General features: G+C 55.4%; 18 protein-coding genes. 9 read left to right on the plus strand and 9 right to left on the minus strand.

Features of this window, described 5'->3' with window-relative positions; all coding sequences use genetic code 11:
* Positions 1-93: 93 nt before the first annotated feature.
* Together Q0Y21_RS02505 and Q0Y21_RS02510 are read right to left on the minus strand one after the other, a co-directional pair.
* Positions 94-528 (minus strand): DUF3010 family protein, encoded by a 435-nt coding sequence (locus tag Q0Y21_RS02505; RefSeq protein ID WP_297792484.1) that lies wholly within the window; start codon positions 526-528, stop codon positions 94-96.
* 29 nt (positions 529-557) lie between these two features.
* The gene (locus Q0Y21_RS02510; RefSeq protein WP_297791217.1) at positions 558-902 is read right to left on the minus strand and encodes a PBPRA1643 family SWIM/SEC-C metal-binding motif protein; all 345 of its coding nucleotides are present in this window, start codon (positions 900-902) and stop codon (positions 558-560) included.
* 484 nt (positions 903-1,386) lie between these two features.
* Between Q0Y21_RS02510 and Q0Y21_RS02515 the strand changes: the two genes are divergently transcribed.
* Positions 1,387-1,713, plus strand: a complete 327-nt coding sequence (locus Q0Y21_RS02515) for a glycine zipper domain-containing protein (protein WP_297791219.1) — start codon at positions 1,387-1,389, stop codon at positions 1,711-1,713.
* Positions 1,714-1,903: 190 nt separating this feature from the next.
* On the opposite strand, the gene Q0Y21_RS02520 is transcribed toward Q0Y21_RS02515, so the two are convergent.
* Positions 1,904-2,230 carry a hypothetical protein gene (locus tag Q0Y21_RS02520; protein ID WP_297791221.1) on the minus strand — a complete coding sequence of 109 codons (327 nt, stop codon included), beginning with the start codon at positions 2,228-2,230 and terminating at the stop codon, positions 1,904-1,906.
* A gap of 231 nt (positions 2,231-2,461) precedes the next feature.
* Positions 2,462-3,421 (minus strand): 23S rRNA (adenine(1618)-N(6))-methyltransferase RlmF, encoded by a 960-nt coding sequence (rlmF, locus tag Q0Y21_RS02525; protein WP_297791223.1) that lies wholly within the window; start codon positions 3,419-3,421, stop codon positions 2,462-2,464.
* Between the two features lie 457 nt (positions 3,422-3,878).
* On the opposite strand from rlmF, the gene Q0Y21_RS02530 reads away from it, so the two are divergent.
* Complete coding sequence (locus Q0Y21_RS02530; RefSeq protein ID WP_297791224.1) at positions 3,879-4,208, plus strand: thioredoxin family protein; 330 nt, start codon at positions 3,879-3,881, stop codon at positions 4,206-4,208.
* 62 nt (positions 4,209-4,270) lie between these two features.
* On the opposite strand, the gene Q0Y21_RS02535 is transcribed toward Q0Y21_RS02530, so the two are convergent.
* A complete protein-coding gene (locus tag Q0Y21_RS02535) occupies positions 4,271-9,085 on the minus strand; it encodes a M15 family metallopeptidase (protein ID WP_297791226.1) in 4,815 nt (1,604 codons plus the stop codon).
* A 392-nt stretch (positions 9,086-9,477) separates the two neighbouring features.
* On the opposite strand from Q0Y21_RS02535, the gene Q0Y21_RS02540 reads away from it, so the two are divergent.
* Positions 9,478-9,957 carry a peptidylprolyl isomerase gene (locus Q0Y21_RS02540; protein WP_297791227.1) on the plus strand — a complete coding sequence of 160 codons (480 nt, stop codon included), beginning with the start codon at positions 9,478-9,480 and terminating at the stop codon, positions 9,955-9,957.
* Positions 9,958-10,064: 107 nt separating this feature from the next.
* Positions 10,065-10,967 (plus strand): methylated-DNA--[protein]-cysteine S-methyltransferase, encoded by a 903-nt coding sequence (locus Q0Y21_RS02545; protein WP_297791229.1) that lies wholly within the window; start codon positions 10,065-10,067, stop codon positions 10,965-10,967.
* Between the two features lie 83 nt (positions 10,968-11,050).
* Here Q0Y21_RS02545 and Q0Y21_RS02550 read toward each other — a convergent pair whose 3' ends face one another.
* Entirely contained in the window at positions 11,051-11,257 is a 207-nt protein-coding gene (locus tag Q0Y21_RS02550; RefSeq protein WP_012136625.1) for a cold-shock protein, read from the minus strand.
* A gap of 436 nt (positions 11,258-11,693) precedes the next feature.
* Here Q0Y21_RS02550 and Q0Y21_RS02555 point away from each other — a divergent pair, with 436 nt between their 5' ends.
* The 3 genes from Q0Y21_RS02555 (at position 11,694) to Q0Y21_RS02565 (ending at position 15,104) form a co-directional block, all read left to right on the plus strand.
* On the plus strand, positions 11,694-12,680 hold the full coding sequence (locus Q0Y21_RS02555) for a fatty acid desaturase (RefSeq protein WP_297791232.1): 987 nt from the start codon (positions 11,694-11,696) through the stop codon (positions 12,678-12,680).
* A 77-nt stretch (positions 12,681-12,757) separates the two neighbouring features.
* Positions 12,758-13,246, plus strand: coding sequence for a DUF2141 domain-containing protein (locus Q0Y21_RS02560; RefSeq protein ID WP_297791234.1), 489 nt, complete (start codon positions 12,758-12,760; stop codon positions 13,244-13,246).
* An 88-nt stretch (positions 13,247-13,334) separates the two neighbouring features.
* Complete coding sequence (locus Q0Y21_RS02565) at positions 13,335-15,104, plus strand: DEAD/DEAH box helicase (RefSeq protein WP_297791236.1); 1,770 nt, start codon at positions 13,335-13,337, stop codon at positions 15,102-15,104.
* A gap of 37 nt (positions 15,105-15,141) precedes the next feature.
* Here Q0Y21_RS02565 and Q0Y21_RS02570 read toward each other — a convergent pair whose 3' ends face one another.
* The 3 genes from Q0Y21_RS02570 to Q0Y21_RS02580 all read right to left on the minus strand — a co-directional run bounded on the left by Q0Y21_RS02570 (position 15,142) and on the right by Q0Y21_RS02580 (position 19,837).
* Positions 15,142-16,023: a helix-turn-helix domain-containing protein gene (locus tag Q0Y21_RS02570; protein WP_297791238.1), complete on the minus strand. Its 882-nt coding sequence runs from the start codon at positions 16,021-16,023 to the stop codon at positions 15,142-15,144.
* The gene (locus Q0Y21_RS02575; RefSeq protein ID WP_297791240.1) at positions 16,001-17,452 is read right to left on the minus strand and encodes a hypothetical protein; all 1,452 of its coding nucleotides are present in this window, start codon (positions 17,450-17,452) and stop codon (positions 16,001-16,003) included. The genes Q0Y21_RS02570 and Q0Y21_RS02575 overlap by 23 nt, the downstream gene beginning before the upstream one ends.
* An 87-nt stretch (positions 17,453-17,539) precedes the next feature.
* Entirely contained in the window at positions 17,540-19,837 is a 2,298-nt protein-coding gene (locus tag Q0Y21_RS02580; protein WP_297791242.1) for a hypothetical protein, read from the minus strand.
* A 364-nt stretch (positions 19,838-20,201) separates the two neighbouring features.
* Here Q0Y21_RS02580 and Q0Y21_RS02585 point away from each other — a divergent pair, with 364 nt between their 5' ends.
* Positions 20,202-21,095, plus strand: a complete 894-nt coding sequence (locus tag Q0Y21_RS02585) for a metal-dependent hydrolase (protein WP_297791244.1) — start codon at positions 20,202-20,204, stop codon at positions 21,093-21,095.
* A 140-nt stretch (positions 21,096-21,235) separates the two neighbouring features.
* A complete protein-coding gene (locus Q0Y21_RS02590; protein WP_297791246.1) occupies positions 21,236-21,904 on the plus strand; it encodes an HAD family hydrolase in 669 nt (222 codons plus the stop codon).
* The last annotated feature ends 43 nt before the right edge of the window (positions 21,905-21,947 follow it).

Below are 21,947 nucleotides of genomic sequence, written 5' to 3' on the forward strand. Positions count from 1 at the left end.
GCCTTTGTGCTTGGCCTGCTTGTTTTGACCGGGGTGGCATTGCCGAGACGCGGGAGGCGCGTAATCTCTAATTGCCAGTGCACACTTTCAGGCTCAACGCCCTTGCAGCTGTCCCACATAGGCGGTGATAAAGGCCGCTTCCTGAAAGGCCTTCAAACCCGTGTCGGAAAACGCAATGGGCAGCGGGTTGGAGGCCAGGGTGGATTTGATCAGTGCCGGGGGCAGCAAGGTCACCGTCAACTCAACACTGGTGATCAGTTGAATGGCCGCTTCCATTTTAAAGCTGATGGCACCACCGGCAAATTTGCCTTTGGGCATCCGTTCTTTGATCGCGACACGGGTGACCCCGTACTCGGCCATTAACTCCGCAAAGGCCGCCTGGAACCGCTGAAGATCTTCACGGCTATGGTTTTTCGGCAGTGACAGTTTGCGGACCTTGCACTCCGGCAGGTTGAACTGCCCCCTGTCCATATTCAGCAAACACACCACCGCATCGCTGCCAGTCAGCTCAACTCCGCAAACAATCATAGCCATTGCCCTCTATGCCCCGGTTGCCGTCAGCCGCAGCACTTCTTGAATTTGATTCCACTACCGCAGGTGCAGACGTCGTTGCGGGAGGGCGATTTTACCGTGGTGACCGTCCCGCCTTTATTTAGGAGAGCAGTGAGCTCGTTGATGGATTCAACGGCGCCCTCGCGGGTATCAACCGTTATATTCGCGTGCAGTTTCGCGCTGGCCACCTGTGCCTCAACCTCCTGCTTGCGTGCTTCACTGGTCACCATCAGCGTTAGCGGATACTTCCTGCTGCCACTCTTCTGGCTGGCGTTGGTCTGAAAGCCGCCGTAAGCGGTGTGGTGCTGGCGTGCGTCCTGCCGGCCCTTGAAGAAAAATTTATCTGACATACTGAGATCCTGATGGAGAGAATACCCAAGCTTCCGCTGGGAGGAGTCTTTTAGCACGCTTGCGGGATTGGTGATATAGGGGAAACCGGGACAGATTGATTAATTGACCCGGATTTTCAGTAGCGGCGTGTTTATGGCGTTCCAAAAAAGGGCCATTACCCAGATTAGCAACAACGCGCTTTGCGATCAGATCGGATGTGGGTGCTTACCCTGGGCTTTCAGGTTCCGGATGATCCGGATAACGGTTGAGTCGGAGGTAGAGTGCGAGCGTCTTGTTCAGGTCCGATTCATAAGGAATGCGCATCTCTTAAACTTTTGTAAACTATTGAAATATAAATAAAAGGTAAGGGTGGTATCACGTGTACTTCTGATATTCTCGAATGGTTCACAAAACTGACACGTACCTGATGGGACGATGGAGAAAATGGTCTCCTTCCCGTCATACTGGGCAGATCAGACCACCTGAACAATGGGATTTACATCAATGAAAATGAAATCACTGCTCGTTTTTTTATCTCTGAGTGCCACCTCATTGGGTGCCGTTGCGGATGATACGGCCGACGCCGCGCTAGGTGGCGGTATTGGCGGAGCAATTGGGGCTGCCATCGGCAACGAGGTAGGTGGAAGAGACGGTGCTATTCTCGGCGGTGCCGTCGGTGCGGCAACCGGAACAGCCATTTCAACCAAAGATCATAGAGAATACGATCGCAACCATGATCGCCGTCGTCATGACTACGACGATCGCCGGTCTTACCGGAAGTCTGGTGGCCATTTCTGCCCACCGGGCCAGGCAAAAAAGGGCAACTGCTGAAACGCGACAAGCCTGTAATTTGATCTGTGCGCTTCAAAAAGCCTTTCTCCAGCGGAAAGGCTTTTTTCGACCCTGTGTCCCGTCCTGAAATACCCTCTTCTGGAAAATAGATCTGTCCCGGCTTTCCTGTAACGCTCTCGCCAAGGCCGGAGCCCTGGCGATTCGCTCCCAGGGGATTAAAAGTCGTGCCTTAGAATGTGCCGCGTTCCAGTTGCCTCCGACGGTTGGTCTCTACCTCCAACCAATCAACCCCCATGTCGCGGCTTTCCTGCGGTCCGGCGGCCGTAGGTGGCAGGCTATTGATATCAAATTCTGTTTCCTGATATTCACCTCGCTCAAGTTGCGTCCGACGGTTGGCTTTCACTTCTGACCAATCATAGCTGACGGTGCTTGCGGTGCCCGATACGTTCTGGGCTACCCCCTCGTAGTTCAGCTGCCGTTCCCACTGATCACCGTATGAAGGAGAAACGGCCAGCAGTAGTGACAGGGATGCGGAATAAATTAACGTATGTTTCATGGTTTGCCCTCCTATGACGTACCCGATGGCTTGCATCGGAGCTTTCGCAAGGAGATAGGCATGTTATTTTTGATAGAGCCCACCACCTCCGAGGTGCATACCCTGACGAGCGATAATCAAAGGTTAGAGGCTCAAAGCGCGTAAAAGTTACAAGGGATTTGTAACAAAATCAGGAAAACCAGGGCAGATCTGTTTTCTAGGCTCATACTCATGCGCCATCTCGGCAGCGGCTCAGATGAATGTCCAGGCCAATACCCTGGTAATCTTGTTTCCCTGCTTCATCTCTATTTCCCGACTATCAACGGCACCGAGCTTACGGATCAACTTCTTTGCAGGCTTAACATTGTCGGCTTTTGACACCAGGCTGGTAAACCAGCGGCATTGAGTGGAATACCTCTGGCTTTCTCTGATCAGCTTCTTCAGAAACAGCTGTTCACCCCCCTTACACCAGAGCTCTGCGCCCAGCCCGCCAAAGTTCAGAGTGGGGGAGTCGGTTTTTGCTTTCTGTTCACCGCGCTGTTCACCGCGGTTACGAGCAAGGTTATTGCGTTTAAGCTGGTTACCTTTAACAGCTTCGTCGAGCGAGGCGTGGAAGGGTGGGTTGCATACGCTGACGTCAAAGAACTCCCCGGCTTGAATAATCCCTTCAAAGATGTGGTTTCTATCGGGCTGCGTACGCAGCGTGAAGCGGTCTTTGAGAGTGGGGTTGTGGGCGATAATCGTGACTACGTTCTCGAGCGACTGGGTGTTAATGTCACTACCGACACACTGCCAGCCGTAAATCTGGCAGGCCAGTAGCGGGTAGATTCCGTTCGCTCCAGTGCCTATGTCGAGCAGCTTGATGTTGGGCTGTTCCGGACCGGGCCCACCAGACCCAAGCAGGTCCGCCATGTAATGGATATAGTCGGCTCTGCCGGGGATGGGAGGGCAAAGCGCGCCCTCCGGAATATCCCAATCGACAATGTTGTAGTATCGCTTTAATAACGCGGCGTTGAGCGTTTTTACCGCCAATGGGTCTGCGAAATCGATGGAAAGGTCGCCATGAGCGTTCGGTTTAACATGGGGGCGCAGTGCCGGGTGGCTTTTTACGAGAGCAGGGAAGTCATAGCCCTGGTTGTGTAGATTCCTCGGGTGCAGACCTTTGCGAACAGGCTTGGTTTGGCTTTTTTGACGTCGATGGAGGGTGCTCACAGAAATAGGCCCGAGGCTTGGAGTTCAAAAGTAGAGTGGGTCTGGCTTGGTCCGTGATTATAATCTTAATGTATGTGGTGCATGAAAACATGATGCGCTGTTGTTTTGCCCGGAGCCCGAAATGATTAAGCCAAGTTGTTACAGCTGTCGGAAAAGGTTTGAGCCATCAGCGCTCAGGGTTCATTACTCAAAGAACTACTGTGAGGACTGCGGCGTTGGGCTGTTTGGTGAGGATTACTTCAGTTTCGCTAGAAAGCCCGCCCCAACCACCCAGAAGAACCTGGCTATCCATGTTGCAGTGCTTCTTGGGGTTGCTGGCCTGTTGTTATGGTTTTGGACTGGCAGGTCGTGATGGCTCAGATAACCGAACCAGATAAATGGGACAGATCTATTTGCTTTCTGAGTTTGCCCGCCAGGCGCTGGAGATCAAACCGGTCATGCTTATCAGGATGTAACTGTGCAAACCATCTGCTCAGAAGAGGCCTTATCGGAATTGCTCCAGTCCAGCCCTGCGGTGCTGCTCCTGTATGGGGGCGCAAGTTGTGGCGTCTGCCAGGCCATCAGGCCCCGGCTGGAGAAGCTTGCCAGCGAGGAATTCCCCAAACTGGTCACCGCTTACATCGATTGCCAGGAAGCTGCCGGCCCGTTATGTGCGGCTCGCGGTATCTTTTCTCTGCCTGTTGTCCAGCTGTGGTTTGATGGGCAACGATTCGCGGAATTCGCCAGGGTGTTCTCCATCGGAGATGTACGTGCCGCGCTGGAGCGGCCTTATGGACTTTTGACTTAACGCTGGCTCCGACAGCCCAACACCCGCCGACCTTTCAGGTCAGCGGGTGTCAGTGCCTGGAATCAGGCTATCTCGAAGTGATGAAGGTCCGGCGTGCTTGAGAAAGTCACGCCCCATATCAGGTCCTGTTGCGCAAAAAGGACCACCAGGTCTTTAGGCAGATTGAAGAAGCCTCCATGAATTTCGGCCGCCCGCAGAAGTCTGCTGTGGCCGCTGAGAATGTCGCTCAGCTGCTCGCCGCCGTCAACGCGCTCTTCCAGCTTTGCTTTATAGGCGTCGTTGAGAGCTTTGACATCATCCCAAAGCTTGCCGGGCTCCCGAAGCCAACGAGCGCGTGAACGGTCAACCGTCTTCTGCGCAAGTGTTTCAATCAGGGTCCAGGAATCCGAGCGGATCTGCGGGTTGGCATCCTGTGGCGTGATATCCACAGCGGTGCCGGTTGCATGATTACTCAATGTTCCCAACCGGTATCGGCCGTGCTTTTTCTTGGGCCTGACAACCAGAACCTGTGACACCGAGAATGTCTCTGGCGCGTAGGCGTCACGAATTGCATCCAGCTTATCGCGCATGTCCTGAGTCAATCCGTTGCGGATGACGTCCAGTGGATCGCTGATGCCTTGGCGGTGAAAGGCTTCCCGCAGCCAACGGTAGAGAATCCTTCTGGACTCATTGTTGTCATTGGCAGTGCCGATGACCAGGCGTTCCCCGGAGGTAAGCTGATCGTATTCGGCATCCGCAAGTGTCTGCTTTTCCAGATAGGTATCAAGAGAGCCGAAGTAGTCGTTCCGATAGGCAATGTAATCGATGTAATCGCGGAAGGATTCGCTGTCTCGGTTGCTGACCCGATCCGCGATGGCGTCGAATTCCTGCTCATCGCCGTGACCAAGTTGCACAAGGTTACTGAACTTCGTCCACCCCAGAGAGCTGGCATCTTCCGGATCAACGGCTTCGACAACCCGGCCCACCTGCGCTATTTCCCTGTCACGGGCCAACAGAACCTCCCTTGCCCTGGGCAGAACCACATTCTCATTCGCGTCATTGAGGATAGGGTCGAAATCGTCTTCAGGATCCCGCAGATAGGCGTGATCGTCGGCCACGATAAATCGGTCGGAAAGCGGTTCATAGTCCCGCTCCTCTGCGGGAACGGCTGGGGCTGCCCCACCGCTGGCATCGGCAACACCGTATCGCATCAGCTGACTTGGTTCGCTGACATTGACTGAACGGACACCGTCCGGCGTTTGTTCTGTAACTGACACATTTCGATCGGATCCAAAGCGCTCGACCAGATCCTGTGATTCCCGGGAAAGTCCTGTTGATGGCTGGCGTCCCATCTCATTAGCCTGTGACCGCAACGCCCGTTCACCATCCTCCTGTGACATCGATCCTTTGGCGACGGCCCGGTCAATGGCCGCCCGGTTACGATCAAAGTTTTTGCCGGCATCCCGTTCTGCCTGGATGTCGGCCAGGCGGGCCTGAAGCGCAAAATTGCCGAACTGGCCGGCAAGATTCGAGGCCGACTGCATGGCACCCAGCGCGTTTTTCTGAGTGCCTGCCAGGCCAGCCATATCGCGGAACGCGTTGTTGCTGCCCAGCGTATTAAGAATATCGCTGAATCCCTGGGGGGCAGGCGCTGCGGGAGCGTTATGCAGGTTAATGATGGAATCCGGCATCTGCGATGGCGTCATGTTCTGAGGCTGGCTGCGGCGTGAATCAAAGAAGTCGCTGGGGAAATCCGCCAGTGCCGGATCTTTGTCATTCAGCACCCAGTCGGTGGAGCCTTCGTGCTCCTCGCAGGCCTCGCATTGATCCATGATGGCCTGGGCGTATAGCCCGTCAGTCGGCAGGCTTACACGCATGGGTGTCGCCGGCGCGCCTTCACCTTTGTAGTAGTCAAATGCCTCCTGATAGCTTTCATGGCCATTGATGCCCAGGAAGGCGCCAGCAGCCACTTTGAACACCAGTGAATTACCCAGTATGGCAATGGGCTCCCGCTCCACCACCGAGGCAATCGAGCGCCGGTCGCTGGAGGAGATGGCAAACCCGTCAAGGAGCATATAAAGCTCGTCTCGGTCCATCGTCCACCAGAGCACCTTGTGGTAATAGTGCAGATTATCGTTGATGTGCCCCAGAACCTTTTCGATGGCCTTCTCCGCGTCCTCTCTGGGGTTCTGTTTCTCCCAGTTTGTCGGCTTGAAAGACAGCGTTGCACTCTCAGAGGCCGCCGGGCGGGATGAGTCGTCGTCGTAGGCGGGCGGGGAGATCAGGTCATGGGTGCCCCGCGCGGCGCTGACACGGCGATGGTAATGTGCAGTATGGAATTCCACAGTGGCACTGGTCACATTGGCAACCGACCCCTTGGGCAGGTCCTCGGCTGCCGAGAAAATCAGTCTGGTAATGTCCTCCCTGGAAGTATCCTCCAGGGCATCAGCAGGAACCGTGAAGTCCACTCGAACCGTCCGGTTGAACCGGTATTCCCCAACCAGGGTAAAGTCGGCGCCTGCCAGCGCGCCGTTGTCACTCTCAATTTCCAGCCGGTCACACCAGCGCCGGGCCATGCCGGGCGCAATTTCCCGCTGGAAGTAGGCGTCACGTTGGGCGGCGCTGTAATCCCGGATGCGGGCGACGATCTGGCCCACGGGGAAGGGCAGAATGCCGGCATAGGCCTGCCAGACCTTTGTGGTCACTTTTTCACCGACGGCTCCTTCTTCTTTAAGCTGGTCATCAATATCTTCGGATACCACTTCGTCTCTTGGCCGCTCGATACCCAGTTTGATGTAGATCGATCCGGACAGGCTTTCCAGCTTCTGGGACATCCGGGAACCATCGGGCGGTTCGTCCACGCCGTTCCAGTTGTTGGCAATATCGTCGGCGTATTTCAGGGCCCAGCGAAGTTCCGGTTTTTTCAGGTAGTCTTCGAACACATCCCGCCACCGGGCAAGACGGTGCAGGGTGAATGGCCTGATCGAAAAAGGTACGAACAGGCATTCCCGAACCCCCGCCAGAACCGTATCGACCCGCATATGGCGAAGAATTTCGTGGTAGATCACCGTCAGGGAATGGCAGTAGTTAGGGTTGCGTACCACTTCTGATACACCCTCGACCGTTTCCTCCTGGCTGACCTCATTCACCACGGTGCTCTCGAACTGTCGAAGGGAATCCCCGTACTGGCGAACCGCATCCCGCAGGCTCTGTTCTTCCGCGGCGGCTACGCTGCGCCCGCCTTTCTGCCAACTGCCAGAGCTGGCACGACCATGTGCGGCGCCACCTCCTATCACCACTGGTCCCATGGCAAAGCCGATGCCCCCGGCCACGCCGGTGGCTTGCGACTTGCTGCCGCCTTTGCTCCATTCGTTCATGTTGGAGCGCACCGCGTCGCTGTAATCACGCTCCCGAAAGGTGCTTTGCGCGACCTCCTCACTGAACGCGCTGCGCTCGCGACGGCTGCTTTCCTCCCGACGGCGCCAGTCCATCTTGACGATACGGCGGGTTTGGCGGGGGGCAAGGGTCAGAGTGTGTGCCACATCTCCTAATGAATATCCGTTTGAACGCCACTGCACCCGCCATTCCATGATATGGCCGCCGGCGACCGACAGCGCCTGGTATTGGGTGGAGTCGCCGTCCCAGTCAATGGGGTTGTCTGGGCCCACCGGTTGACGGCGATTCAGCCAGGAGATCTTTGGCAGTGGCAGGAAGTCGATCGCTTTTACCGGCGGTATCAACGCTGCGCCGTTCTGAGGAAGGAAGCGACTGATGCTGCCGGCAAAGTTGCGGAGTCTCGGCAGGTCGGACTCCATATTGCGCGTTTCAGCGCCGGTTTCAGCCACCATGGCATTCATCAGCACCATTGGCTGACCGGCATCTTTGGGATGCATCAGCCCTTTATAATCCGGTTTTGTGTTGGAGGTAGATTCAATTTCGGGCTGCTCGACCCGGAAAACCGTATGAAAACGCCGTTCCCCCAGAATTCGGGCCGGATTGCTGAACGGTTTGCAGAAAGAGCCGGGGTCATCACTGAACATGTCCGGCTCATTCAGAAGGCTGTCCTCATCCACGTCAAGGGGAGGATTCTTGTCGCCTTTTGCCGGGTCAGGTCCGCTGCCTTCCGCACCGTCTTTTTTCGTCTCACTCCACGGTAGTATTAGCCGAAGGTCGCTTTGTGGCTGGCGAAGGGAACTGTCTTCTCTGTAGCCAATGATCAGTTCAGGGCCATTCAGCATCCAGGCCCAACCCGCTGCCTCGCTGCCGGGACTGAACGGGCGTTTGATATGAAAGCTACCGTCGAACTTCAGGTCTGCGGCAGTTAAAGACAGCGCACCGAGCTGGTCTGCCGTCTCCGGCACCAGGGCAAGCTGGCTGGCGTTGGTTTGCAGGGGTTCATCTTCGGATTGCTGAAGCAGTGCCTTGAGCGCGTTATGCTTTGCCGGGGTGTCTATCAGATCAACGCTGAGCGTGTAGTTGTCGAAGCGCTGGTCTGGCTGTCCCAGGCGGACAAACCGGCCGGAACGCGTCAGTACCGGTTGCTCATCCGGGGTCAGGCGCGCCAGGGCCTGTTTGAGAACAGCTGCCGTAATCACCAGTTTTGCGGTAAACGAGTCAGCTTCGGTGTCCGGTGATATAGTCCCGAGATCTGAAATCTCCAGCCCTTGTCGATTTTCGAGAATGGCGTTGATGGGCCTGTTAACGGCAATCGGCTGAATCGTTGTTTCGCCACGAGCATGCCTGTCCAGCCGAACGATTTCACTGGCAGGGTGGCCGGTGCTTTGCTCTTCTTCGGCTTTGTCGGGCGTTTGGTAGGTAATGCGTACCTGAAGAGATTCTGCTTCCTGGGTGTCGATGCTTTCTTTGGGTTCAATGTGTAACCGCAGTTGTTTTGACATCGTGGGTCCTTTTTTGTTGTATCTGCAGCATCCGTGTCATCGTTACCCACCAGGGTAGACTCGTCAGACAATACAACCGGGCCCGTGTATGACCACGTCACAGAGGGCAAGACAACCTTGTCAATCAGGACTTCACTACGCCCTTAGTGGGGGATAAGAAGACTGGTCTGCATCCATGTTTACAAAACTTGCCAGCAGGATGTGTCTGCTTCAGCGACGTACCTGCCTTGGCTTCCAGCGAGTTCAGCTTTATCGAGGATTATCAATTTGTAAAGTCTGAATCTGTATTTTTCTAGCCGCTCAAAAAACCGGGGCAGACCTATGTTCCAGTCTCACAATCAAACGCCACCACTGGTTATAATGGCCTACCTTTAAACGTCGCAGAGAACCCTATGCCAATCGAAAAGAATCAAGTGGTCTTGTTCCACTACAGCGTCAGTGATGAACAGGGCAACGTCGTTGAAAACTCCCGTGGCGGCGAGCCGAACGCCTACCTGCATGGCCACGGCGGCATTATCCGGGGGCTGGAAGAAGCCCTGGAAGGTCGCGAGGCTGGCGATACGTTCAGCGTCACCGTCGCGCCGGAAAAAGCCTACGGTCCGCGCAAGGCCGATGCCGTGCAGCGCGTGCCGATCAAGCATTTGATGGGTGCCAAACGCTGGAAGGCCGGCATGATTGCCCAGGTGCAAACCGAGCAGGGCCCGCGCCATGTGGTTGTCGCCAAGGTCGGCCACAAGTTTGCCGATGTCGACACCAACCATCCGATGGCGGGTAAAACCCTGACCTTCGATATCGAAGTCATTGAAGTACGCGATGCCGATGCGGAAGAGATAGCACACGGCCATGCCCATGGGCCGGGTGGGCATCATTGAAGGATTACCTTCAAGCTTTACAACAGGGGCAATAATCGGATGGAAACAGTGGCGGGGATCCGTTTTACTGGCGTTGTCCACGTTGAATAAAGGGTTCGGTGAAGTCGATGCCATCGGAGCAACAAATACAGGCGGCGATTAGGGCCAGGAATACGTCTTATGAGGGGCATCCACGGATTGCCCGGCTGGTGGAGGTGGCACGCCATATTGAAGCCCATGCAGATGAGCCACTGCCTTTGGCCGGTCTGGCGGAGATAGCCGGACTGTCTTCCTCCAGGCTGCAGAAACAATTCAAGGAAGTTTTTGGCATCTCGCCCAAAGCCTATCAGGATGCCGTGCGTATGCGGTGCTTCAGGCAGTCTCTCAAAGATGGAGACAAGGTGACGGATGCCATTTTTGCGTCCGGATTTGGTTCGGTCAGCCGTGTCTACGGGGAATCATCCCGCAATCTGGGTATGGCGCCCAAAGCCTATCGGGCCGGTGGAGCAGATGAAGTCATCGCCTATGCATCCCGAAGAACCTCCCTGGGGCTGGTGGTTATGGCGGCCACGGATAGGGGCGTTTGTTATGTCCAGTTCGGTGATGATGAAGAATCACTGATTGCCGGCCTCAAAGCCGAATTCCCCAGGGCAGAGCTGGTTGCCTCACCTGCCCAGAATGCCCCGGAGCTCGATGCCTGGATGGAGGCATTGGATCAACACATCAGCAAAGGTGCGCCCAGGCCGGATCTGCCGCTGGATATGCGCGGCACGGCCTTTCAGATGAAGGTTTGGCAGTTCCTGTTAAGTATCCGCGAGGGCGATGTTCTGAGTTACAGCGAGCTGGCTGCGAGAATTGACAAGCCCAAAGCGGTACGGGCCGTCGCCTCCGCCTGTGGCAAAAACCGCATCGGCGTGCTGATTCCCTGCCACCGGGTGTTGCGGGGCGATGGCGGCCTTGGTGGATACCGCTGGGGGTTGGCGCGAAAACGCGCATTGCTGAATGCGGAGAGGGAGCGGCGGGGTGACTAGCACTGCCAGGAAGGGGGCTTATCGGCTTTCCAATAAAAAAGGCAGCCTGAGGCTGCCTTTTTTCATCACGTATTGGCTGTTACTTACAGGCCAATAACGTTCTCTGCCTGCGGGCCTTTCTGGCCCTCGGTCACGGAGAACTCAACTTCCTGGCCTTCGGCCAGAGTTTTGAAACCGCTACCCTGAATAGAGCTGTAGTGAACAAAGACGTCTGCGCCGCCTTCACGAGTGATAAAACCGAAACCTTTTGCTTCGTTGAAGAACTTAACGTTGCCAGTAATTGTAGACATAAATAGCTATCCTGAAATTAATCAATATGGTGCCGCCAAATGATCGTTGTGATCTTTGATCAGCGATATGCGGGAAACAAAAAAACGTGCAGGATCAAAAACAGGACAAAAGGTGTGACAACACTAGAGGTCTTATTCGTGAAATGCTTTGCTAAATCTTTCCAACGAGAACGACGGTACGCTAATTAAGAGGCCCTGCATAGTAAAGTTTCGGGTATTGGGAAAATAACTTTGCCCCGTGTCTTCCTGAATATCCGAGGAGTGGGAAAGCCTGTACCGGCACGCGATTGTCTGACGGGGTCAAAGGGCATATCATGGTTGATAAGTAATCAAAACTGAGTTCCAAGGATTAAACGCATTTTGATCGGCGTTTGCTTGCGCTGAACGCGAAGGGTCTCAATGGCCCGATTATCGTGATAAATCGAATGGAGGCGATATGCAAGCCAACTCCTCATGGCCGGATGCGCGTCCGGAGCTGCAGCCGTATCGCATCCCCAGCCGTGGCAAGGCGATTTGGCAGCTTATCAATACACTGGTTCCTTACGCCGGCTTGTGGTACCTGATGATCCTCTCTGTCCGGCATGATTTTTCCTATTTGTGGACACTGGCACTCTCGGTGGTGGCGGCCGCGTTCTTGGTCCGCCTTTTCATTTTGTTCCACGATTGTGTCCATGGTTCGTTCCTGCCATCAACGCGTACCAATACCTGGGTAGGGCGCGTGTTGGGGGTCCTCGTCTTTACGCCATTCGACGACTGGCGCCTCAGCCATCTTCGTCACCACGTTAGCTACGCCAATCTCGATACCCGAGGCTTTGGTGATATCTGGACGCTCACCCTGCGCGAATACAACCAGTCGCCGAGGCTTAAGCGCTGGCTTTACAGGCTCTACCGTAATCCGGTGGTGCTCTTGGGCTTCGGCGCCATTTTCAATTTCCTGCTCAGCAACCGGCTGCCGAGCAAGAAAGTTCAGCGCAAAGAGCGAAAGAGTGTCGTGTTCACGAACCTTGCTATCGTTGGTGTATTCCTGATCGCCGCCCAAACGATCGGTTGGCAGACTTATTTATTAATTCAGCTACCTGTGCTGTGGTTGGCGGGTATGGGCGGCATCTGGCTGTTCTACGTTCAGCATCAGTTCGAAGGCGGTTACTGGGCCCGAAAAGGTGACTGGGACCCGTTGCGGGCCGCCATGGAAGGGAGCTCCTTCTATCAATTGCCGAATATTTTGCGCTGGTTTTCGGCGAACATCGGGTATCACCATATACACCATCTCAATGCCCGAATTCCCAATTATCGTTTGCCCGAGTGTTACAACGAGGTCTCCGCTGTGCGCGCCAGGGAGCCTTTGACCTTGCGGCAGAGCCTGCACAGCTTCCGGCTCAAACTTTGGGACGAAAGCCAGCAAAAGATGGTCTCCTTCCCCTAGCGAAAGTGGAGGCCCAAGCCAGGTAGATCAGAGCTATGAGCATACTGAGGAGTAAGTCAAATAATCGGAAATCCGCATTGACCTTCACCGCGATGCTTGCCGTGATTCGTTACTCCATAGGGGTTAGGAATGTAGCATTGGGATCTGTGCTGGTGTTTACGGGTCTTCCCGCCACTGTCTTCGCCCAGCCATCATGCCCGGGAATTCATGTGGAAATTGCGAACATTGAAAACAGCACAGGGACTGTAGCTTGCGCACTTTTCGAATCGCCAGAGGGCTTCCCTGCTGAGTTTCTGCACTCCGCGACCCATATAATGATGATGAAAATTCTAGATACGAAGGCACGTTGTAGCTTCCTCGATATTCCTCCAGGAACGTATGCGTTGGCCGTCATCCATGATGAGAATATGGATGGCAAGCTCAACACTAACTTTCTAGGGGTCCCCTCGGAAGGTTATGGTTTTTCAAGCGGCGCAGAGGCCGGGATGAGTGCGCCTTCATTCGAGGCCGCCAGCTTTTCGTACGGTGGGGAAAATCTGGATCTGACTATTAAATTGACTTATTGAAGGTCTCTATCGCATTACTCAAGGGCGCGGGGTTTCCTGCTTCCTCCAATGGCCGCCTTTTCACCTGAAAACGATTAAGCCCTGCAAAATGAATGCTCCTTTCAAACTCCGGCCTTACCAGGAGGAAGCGGTTGAGGCCACGCTGAACCATTTCCGTAAATCTGACGAGTCTGCCGTTATCGTGCTGCCAACCGGTGCCGGCAAGAGCCTGGTCATTGCCGAGTTGGCCCGTCTTGCCCGGCGTAAGATTCTGATGCTGACCCACGTAAAGGAGCTGGTGGAGCAGAACCACGCCAAATACCAGAGCTATGGATTAACGGGCGGCATTTTCTCCGCCGGGCTGAAGCGCAAGGAGAACCGGCATCAGGTGACCTTTGCCAGTGTGCAGTCGGTGTCGGCGAGTCTGGATCAGTTCCGGGATGAATACTCGTTGGTCATCATCGATGAGTGCCATCGGGTCAGCGGTGAGGAAACCAGTCAGTATCAAAGAATCATCGAGCTGCTGCGGCAACAGAATGATGCCCTGAAAGTGCTCGGGCTAACCGCCACCCCCTATCGTCTGGCCATGGGCTGGATCTATCGCTATCACTACCGGGGCTTTGTCCGTAGTGAAGAGGATAAGCCCTTTGCGCACTGCATTTACGAACTGCCGTTGCGCTTTATGATCAATCGAGGGTATCTAACCCGGCCTGAGTTGGTGAATGCGGCGGTGGCGCAATACGATTTCTCCGCATTGTCTCAGGATCGCTTTGGCGAATACGCCGAGAAAGACGTTAACCAACTGCTGAGCAAGCATCGGCGTGTGACTCGCGCCATCATTGAGCAGGTGATGGAGCTGGCGGCTGAGCGTAAAGGGGTGATGATCTTCGCGGCAACGGTGGATCATGCGCGGGAGATCACCGGCTATCTGCCGGAGCACCAGACTGCCCTGGTGACCGGCGCGACCGAATGGAAGGATCGGGATCTGCTGATCCAGCGCTTCAAGCAGCGGCAATTGAAGTATCTGGTGAACGTATCCGTGCTCACCACGGGCTTCGATGCGCCCCATGTGGACTTCATCGCCATTCTTCGTCCTACCCAGTCGGTCAGCCTGTATCAGCAGATTGTGGGCCGCGGTCTGCGTCTGGACGAGGGCAAGCAGGACTGCCTGGTGATTGATTACGCTGGCAACAGTGTGAATCTGCATCACCCGGAGGTGGGAGAGGCGAAACCGAACCCGGACAGCGAACCGGTGCAGGTGTTCTGCCCGGGCTGTGGTTTTGCCAATATCTTCTGGGGTAAAACAGACAGCGAAGGCCGAGTGATCGAGCACTACGGGCGCCGCTGTCAGGGGCTGCTGGAGCCTGCAGAAGGGGATGAACCTGCCGTGCAGGGCAGGCGCCCGCAACAGTGCGATTACCGTTTTCGTTTCAAGGAGTGCCCACACTGCGGTGGCGAGAATGATATTGCGGCCCGACACTGTCAGCAGTGTCGGAAGGCCATTATCGATCCTGATGATCAGCTGAGAGATGCGCTGACACTCAAGGATGCCATGGTGATCCGCTGCGCCGGGATCACGTTAAGTGTTGGTGAGAGCAGACTGAAGATCACCTATCACAGTGAAGATGGGGAGGAGCTCAACGAGTCGTTTGATTTCAGCAGGCCGGCCCAGCGTACCGTGTTTAACAGGCTGTTCGGGCGTCGTTTCGCCAATGGCCAGGCCCCGAAAGCGTTCAGCAGGGCGGATGAGGTGCTGGAGATGAAGGCCTTGTTGCCGGCACCGGATTTCGTCATTGCCCGGAAGCAGAAGCACTACTGGCAGGTGCAGGAACGGATTTTTGATTATCGGGGTAGCTTTCGTAAGGCGAATGAGGCGTAAGGTGAATCAAGAGCAAGGCCTTTAAACGCGGGTCCTGCTAACGTTCGCAAATTTGCATGTGAGTGCCTTCTGCCAGGGACAGCGCTGTGGGGGACTGGCCAAAAATATCCATGACGGTCCGGTTCAGGTGAGCCAGGTCATAAAAGCCTGCTTGTTGCGCTGCTTCGGTGAACGTCATCGGTGCGCGCCAGCACTGGATTGCACGCCACAGTTTGACCCATCGAATGTAACTGGCGGGGGAGCAGTTAAAATCACTTTGAAACAGCGCCCTCAGACGAGACTCGGATATTGCGCCCATCCTGGCCAGTTCTTTTACGGACAGCTCTTCCGGTGATCGCTGTTCTACCAGTTTCAAGATGTTTTTGACGCGGGGACTGATGGTCGTTTGCTCCGTCGGGGCGGTTGTCAGTGTGTCTATCACTTGATCAAACGCATTGTCCGCGCTGGCACGATCTAACGGCGAGTCGATTAATCTGACATTGGAGCGTAGCCGTTCCAGTTCGCCCGCACTTAGTAGTCGATAGCTGTCGTTGGGCACTTTATCGAGCAGCCGGAAATAGGCCGGCGTGTTAATACCTGCATCAATAATAGTTAAGCCGGAGTCCACTGCTTCAAAAGCAAAGCGGGGAGAGCCGGAGGCAAAAATAATACCTTCGCAGTTGAATGGGGCTGCACCAAGCCCCGAGAGCTGGAATGGGCCGTCATGGGAAAACATCACGGAAATCGAGAGGCGACGGCCCAGCGAAATGGTGCGATTCCGGATGTGAGAACGCGCCTGGTGTAAAAACCGTTGTTTCCATATAAACACTTGCTGGCTCAAATGCCCTGAATCTGTATGGTGCACTTCCTGCGGGTATATCGGCGGGCTGAACAGGGAATTCTGGCGCATCTTGTCATTATCCTTGTAGTGGCTGCGCAAGAATCCATAACCCAGCGCCGGTAAAAAGTACCATGAGGCCAAGCATGGGTAATTGACTTAAGGTCGCTTGTCGGGGTGAGCGAAAGACAGTCAGTGCTTCAACGTGGGCGAGGTAGACGCTGGCAACGTGGCCCAGCAGAATGAGCACCGTCTGGCTGTTCCATACAAAACCCATGTCGGGAAGTAGCGGAATACGCGCGGTATAGGTTGTTCCGAAGAGGTCCCAGCCCCATCCGAAGGGATCGGATATCAGCGCGCGTATCTTAACGCCCTGATTGAGGAGCAGGGTGTAGTAGTGGGTAACGTGGTAAACAATCGCGATGGGCAACAAGCTGAAGCCGAATCGCAGGGACAATTCCTTTAAGGTGTGCCTGCTTCGTGTTAATCGTTTGCCAAGCCAGAGAAATGCCCAGAATAGCAACAGGTACAGGAACGGCGACAGAACCAGGCAGAGTGATTCAAAGGCAACATACCAGGGGCGCAGCCACACATAGGCGCGGATTGGCGGTTCGCCCAGAAGAGGGGTGAGCAGGTTGAACGGGTCCTGCCAGAAGATCTGGAACCAGACCTTGGTTTCCCGAAGCCCATCGTAGGCGGTTGACGACAACATAAACAGCAGGAATACCAGCAGGCTGATGTGTTCGATGCGCTGGCCGATCAATCCGGTGAAGGGCAGCCGGAACACCACGCGGATTCGGTTGTCTTCATGCCGCTCCCAGGCCACCGGCGCGCATTTGGCCCAGAGGCGGAACATGACCGAGAACAGTTCGCCATAGCGGAACCAGGCGTTGGCACCGATGAGCCAGACTGCAACAAGGTTGATCGCTGTGTAAGCCACCAGCAAAACGGAAAGTGAAAAAGGTCGGATATGCCCAAACAGTTCAAGGCCGATAAGAGCAACATAGAGCAACACCGCCGGCCAGTACGACAACCCGGCGGGGTAGGACAAACGCCCGGTGTCAAAGCCTTTGATGACCCGGTTGATCAGTTGGGTCAGGGTAGCCCACGGGTTGACCTGGCTGTACCAGTTGCCAATCAATAAGGTGAGGTAGGGCGCGCCTAAACCGAAGATCACCCAGAAGAACGTCATATTGAAATTGCGGTAGGGGTCGATTGACCCCAAAAAGCCGGTGATCACAGATAATACGAAACAGAGAAAGAACACGGCGGCACAGAGGGTTTTCAGCCGGCGTGTCCAGCCCCTCGGTTTAAGCAGAGGAGCTGGCCAGCGGCGAGGTCCGCGTTTGGCATGGTCGTTTCCGATAACAAACGCCAGCACAATAAAGGACAACACCAACGCCGCTACCGCAGCGAAGATGTACATCCAATAGGGCATCGGCAGCTGGTATGGTTCGCCAAAGGAGTGAGCAAAACTGCCACCTGGCAATGCAGCCGATACCGTGAAAACAAATAACTGCTTTGAGTTCACGGTTTTGGGTAGACCTCTAACGTGCCCCGATGGTGCCACCACAGCCCTGCCAATCGCAGGGCTGTGGTGGCACTCAGAATGAACTGCTTAGTTCGCACTGTTGGGCGCTCCGCGGTTATACACACGCTCCCACATCTGGACGTAAGATTCGGCCGAGTTGTACAGCGCTTCCAGCGCTTCCTGACCGCCTTCAAGGCGAACTTCTTCGACGAAGTCTGCCACCATGCCGTAGTGGGCCATACCCACTTCATCGATGGACCAGAATTTGCCGCTCTCGGGGATATACATCAACTCAACGGTGACCGGTTTGATCGGCGCGAATTCAGGGCCCCAATCCTCACCGTTAAACAGCGTAAACGGATAGTTTACCGGTTCGGCGCCGTTGCCCCTTGGGCCTGGGTGGCCACCAAAACCGTTACCGTCGGCACCGTAGCCCAGACCCAGAATGCGATCGTTATCGTTGATGCCTGCAGCCGCCCGCAATTCTTTCAAGGTTTGCAGGAAGTCGGTGTGGCTGCGACCGTGGCCCTTATAGGGATAAATGATACCGCCGTTCTGGAGCAGTTTGACGGCCTGGTCACCGGTCAGACCACCGTGGGCGCCGTGGGATGAGACGAGGGGGTAGGCCGGATCCCGCTGTTCTGTCAGCTCCAGCATCATGTCTTTGCTGTGGTAGGCGGCGTGGTCAATATCGATGATCATGCGGCGATCCATCAAAGCATTCAACACATAGGTGCCCAGGTCGGTGACCGTACGTTCGTTGCAGCGTTTGCCGTCCGGGTAGACGGGTGCAATACCGCCATTGATCTCCATGATCGTACTGGAAAGCGGATCATCGCCGTAAAACGGAACCCCCGTCGCCATGTCGGCGCCGGGAGTTCTGATCGCCGGTAGGTCGGTTGGGTAGTCGCGGCATTCGGTGGTTTCCCAGAACTTGCCGGTATCCAGGAAGTTCAGGTAATTCATCACATCACCATTGAAGATACCTGCGCCGCCCAGAGCGCTATCAATATCGTGATAGGGGTAGATGTGGCGAACACCGAGATCCCACAGGCGTTGAATTTCGGCATCAACACTGGCTGTGTCGCAGTTAGGTGTTTCGGTGCCGTCAGGATTGAAGGTGACGCCACAGTCCAGTGCCTGAGCGACCTCAACGCCCAGGATAACCGCCAGCTTGCCATCGTTGATCACTTCTCGCGCCTGCTTCGGGCTGGTGACAATGCGATACCAGCCTTTGCCGGGGCCTCCATGCTGGGCGTCGATGTAATCCTGCAGTTCGTAGAGGTAGTTGATCTGCTTGGTGGCAATGCTCATGTCATCGCAATCGGCATCCGGTTTGGCAGCGTACAGCTGGCCTATGCGGCACAGAGCGGCGATGTTGGTACCGTGATTGACCATCAGCCGCAGCCCTGCCAGCCAGGCGCGCTCAACCCAGCGGTAATACATCACCTGGTGGGTCAGGTAGTTGTTGCGAGGCCAGTCAACAAACGTTGGCCAGCCCTGGGTTTCATGAGTCTCTGTCGGGGTGGCGTTAAGCACGTTGTTGCCATCACGAATACCTTGCGGGCCGTGAAATTCTTCGCAGTCTTCCAGTGCATGGGGAACGCCGAAGCGGTGGAATACTTCGCCGTACAGTACGCCGCCAGCAGAGGGACCGACATCTCCGGCCCAGGACAGCTCGCTGGACATGCCGCCATGGGTGTGGATGTCGGCAAAGCCGATAATGGGCTTGTCGACGCCTCGACCTTTATAGGTGTCGCCAACGACCGAAGTGGGCATTTCCGGGTAGGACGCACAGCTGTTGCTGGACTCGACAAAAGAAAACTGGGCCAGGTTAGCGGAATCCACCGGTCCCAGGGCGAGGGTGCCATCGTTGGCGATAGTCAACGCCTGCCCGGCCGATTCGACAACCAGACTGAATGCGCCGCTGGCTGCATCCTTGTCGATAGTCCAGATGGCGTTATCCGAAGGCGTCGCAGCCGCGATCACGCTACTTTGATCGCCAGTACTCGTTAGCTCGATGCTTTCGGGGCTGTCCGTTACAGCGGTCAGCAGATGCTCATCTGCGGTGTAGAGCAAGTACTTGCCCAGTGTCGCTGGCTGCATGTAAAAGGCTTCAGCTGCGCCCGTGTCGCTGGCTGCCATGCGGTAGCCGCTGTCATCGGCTGCTGCGTATTGCTCTGAGTCTGTGGACTGCAGTGCATAACAGCCTTTGGCCAGAGAGTAGCGGTCCAGTTCTTTCGAAAGTGCCTGAGAATTCGGCTTATCTGGTGTTGTGCTGTTGACGGAATCTGTCGGCTGAGAAGTGCCGGGGTCTGAATCTGAACCACAGGCACTTAGAAGTGCTATGGAGCCCATAAGCAACAGAGAGCGCGGTAATGTCATGGCAGTGTCCTGATTTATAGTTTGTTATTTTCACCAAGCCCTGGAAATTTCTGGCGAATGGAGCGAGCTGGCCACCGGTTTCCGTAACGGAGTAAACACCACAAAAAACGATGAACAAAAACAGGAGAAACTGTATGTATTTTCACCACCTTGAGGCTTGTATAAATCGCTTGTTTCGAGCAGGCATTACAAAAATTTAAGGTAATCCTGTTCCTTGAGTCTCTACCAACCCCACCCGTATGTTTCGATGAATTCGCTCAATTGGCCACCAATGACAAGTACATTGTCCCCTTATCCTCTTACGGCAGTGGACTCCCCGCCAGTATGATCAATTCATCGCCAACTCCCTTCCCGAGGGCTCGCAATGATTGCCAATAAAACAAAAGCCAACGTTCACCCGATTTCAGCGCGCAAACCAGCTCGAACTACCACGCCCAAGGGGATAATCCCCGAAGTCCGGAAGCCGAATTTTGATCTGGCCGAGGACGTGCCCAAGTACTGGTGGGACAACGATCCGGCCAAAACGCTTCTGCTGGCCGCTCTGTCTGCCAGTTTCCCGCCTGGTGAGCGCTTCTTTATCGACTCGGTACGCCACTACCAGAAACAGATCACAGACCCCGATCTGAAAGAGGCGGTGCGTGGCTTTATTGGCCAGGAGGCTCACCACTCGAAGGAACACAAGGCCCTCAACGGCTATATGCAGGAGCGCGGTATCAATCTCGATCGCCTGGAGCGGGAGATTCAGGGACTGATGAACTGGATGCGCAGCCAATTCAGCCCCGAGCGCCAGCTGGCCCACACTGTGGCAGTGGAACATTTCACCGCCTTGATGGCCGAGGAATTTCTCCTGAAGTACGACGCTTTGGAGGACATGGACCCGCGTATGGCACCCATTTGGGCCTGGCACGCGATTGAGGAATCCGAGCACAAGGCCGTGGCTTTCGATGTCTACAAGAGCATTGGCGGCAGCGAGTTTGTTCGGGTGACAGAAATGATGGCAGTGAGTGTGATGTTCCCGCTGTTCGCCGGGATTCACCTGGTTCAGCTTATGAAAGAAGACGGCCAACTCTTCAACCTGAAGTCCTGGGCGGGCGGACTCAATTACATGTGGGGCAAGCCTGGCGTTTTACGCAAGCTGTTGCCGTCCTACTTCAAGTACTACAGCCCCAGTTTCCATCCCTGGAATCACGATGCTCGAGATCTGGTGGAGAAGGCCAAGCGCAAATGGTTGGCACCGGTTATGAAAAAGGCCTCCTGATGGCGCGCGCGCTCCGCTAGTTCCGCGAGAACCGGGGCAGATTGATGTTCACAGCTGCCTCCTCTGCCCCGGGTCAGCATACAGCGATAACCTGAACTACACTTCCTATGAACCTACACCGGCATAGGGAGGCTCTCGACATGGCTGACCGACCGAACGTAGTTCTATTCGATGTCCTTGAGACATTGATTGATCTGGATCCGCTGGCGGCTCGGCTGGAAGAGGTTGGCCAGCCAGCGACCATCCTGCAGCCCTGGTTCCTGCGTTTTCAACGCGATGCCATGGCTCTGACCCTTGCCGGTGACACGGCACCCTTCGAAGCTGTTGCACGGGAATCACTCCGCACGGAAACAAAATACACGCTCAGTGAACGTGATATTGAGTATGTGGTCGAAGGGTTCTCCACGCTGCCCACTTTTGACGATGCTGTGCCGGCTCTGAAAAAACTCTCTGAGGCGGGTGTGTCCGTTGGATGTCTTACCGTCAACAGTCCTGAAAAAACACGCTGTTTCCTCGAAGGTGCAGGGCTTTCGGAGTTTGTTGACCACGTGGTCACCGCACAGGAGGCGGGTGTCTGGAAGCCTCATCCGGATATCTACCGTTTCGCAGCAAAACGTTTGGGTACGCCCATTGAGCGCCTGGCTTTGGTTGCCGTGCATGCCTGGGATTGCCATGGTGCGAAACGGGCCGGTGCGCTTGCGGGCTGGTGTGCGCGCCTTGAAGTCGAGCCTGGCGATGTCTTTCTGCCCCCTGACGTCACTGGCGATAATCTTGTTGAGGTTGCAGACAAACTGATGTCGCTGCACTGAACGTTGGTTGCACCGTCAGCCTTCGAAAACCGGGACAGTCAGA

The organism is uncultured Marinobacter sp., assembly GCF_947259545.1.
Lineage (GTDB): Bacteria > Pseudomonadota > Gammaproteobacteria > Pseudomonadales > Oleiphilaceae > Marinobacter.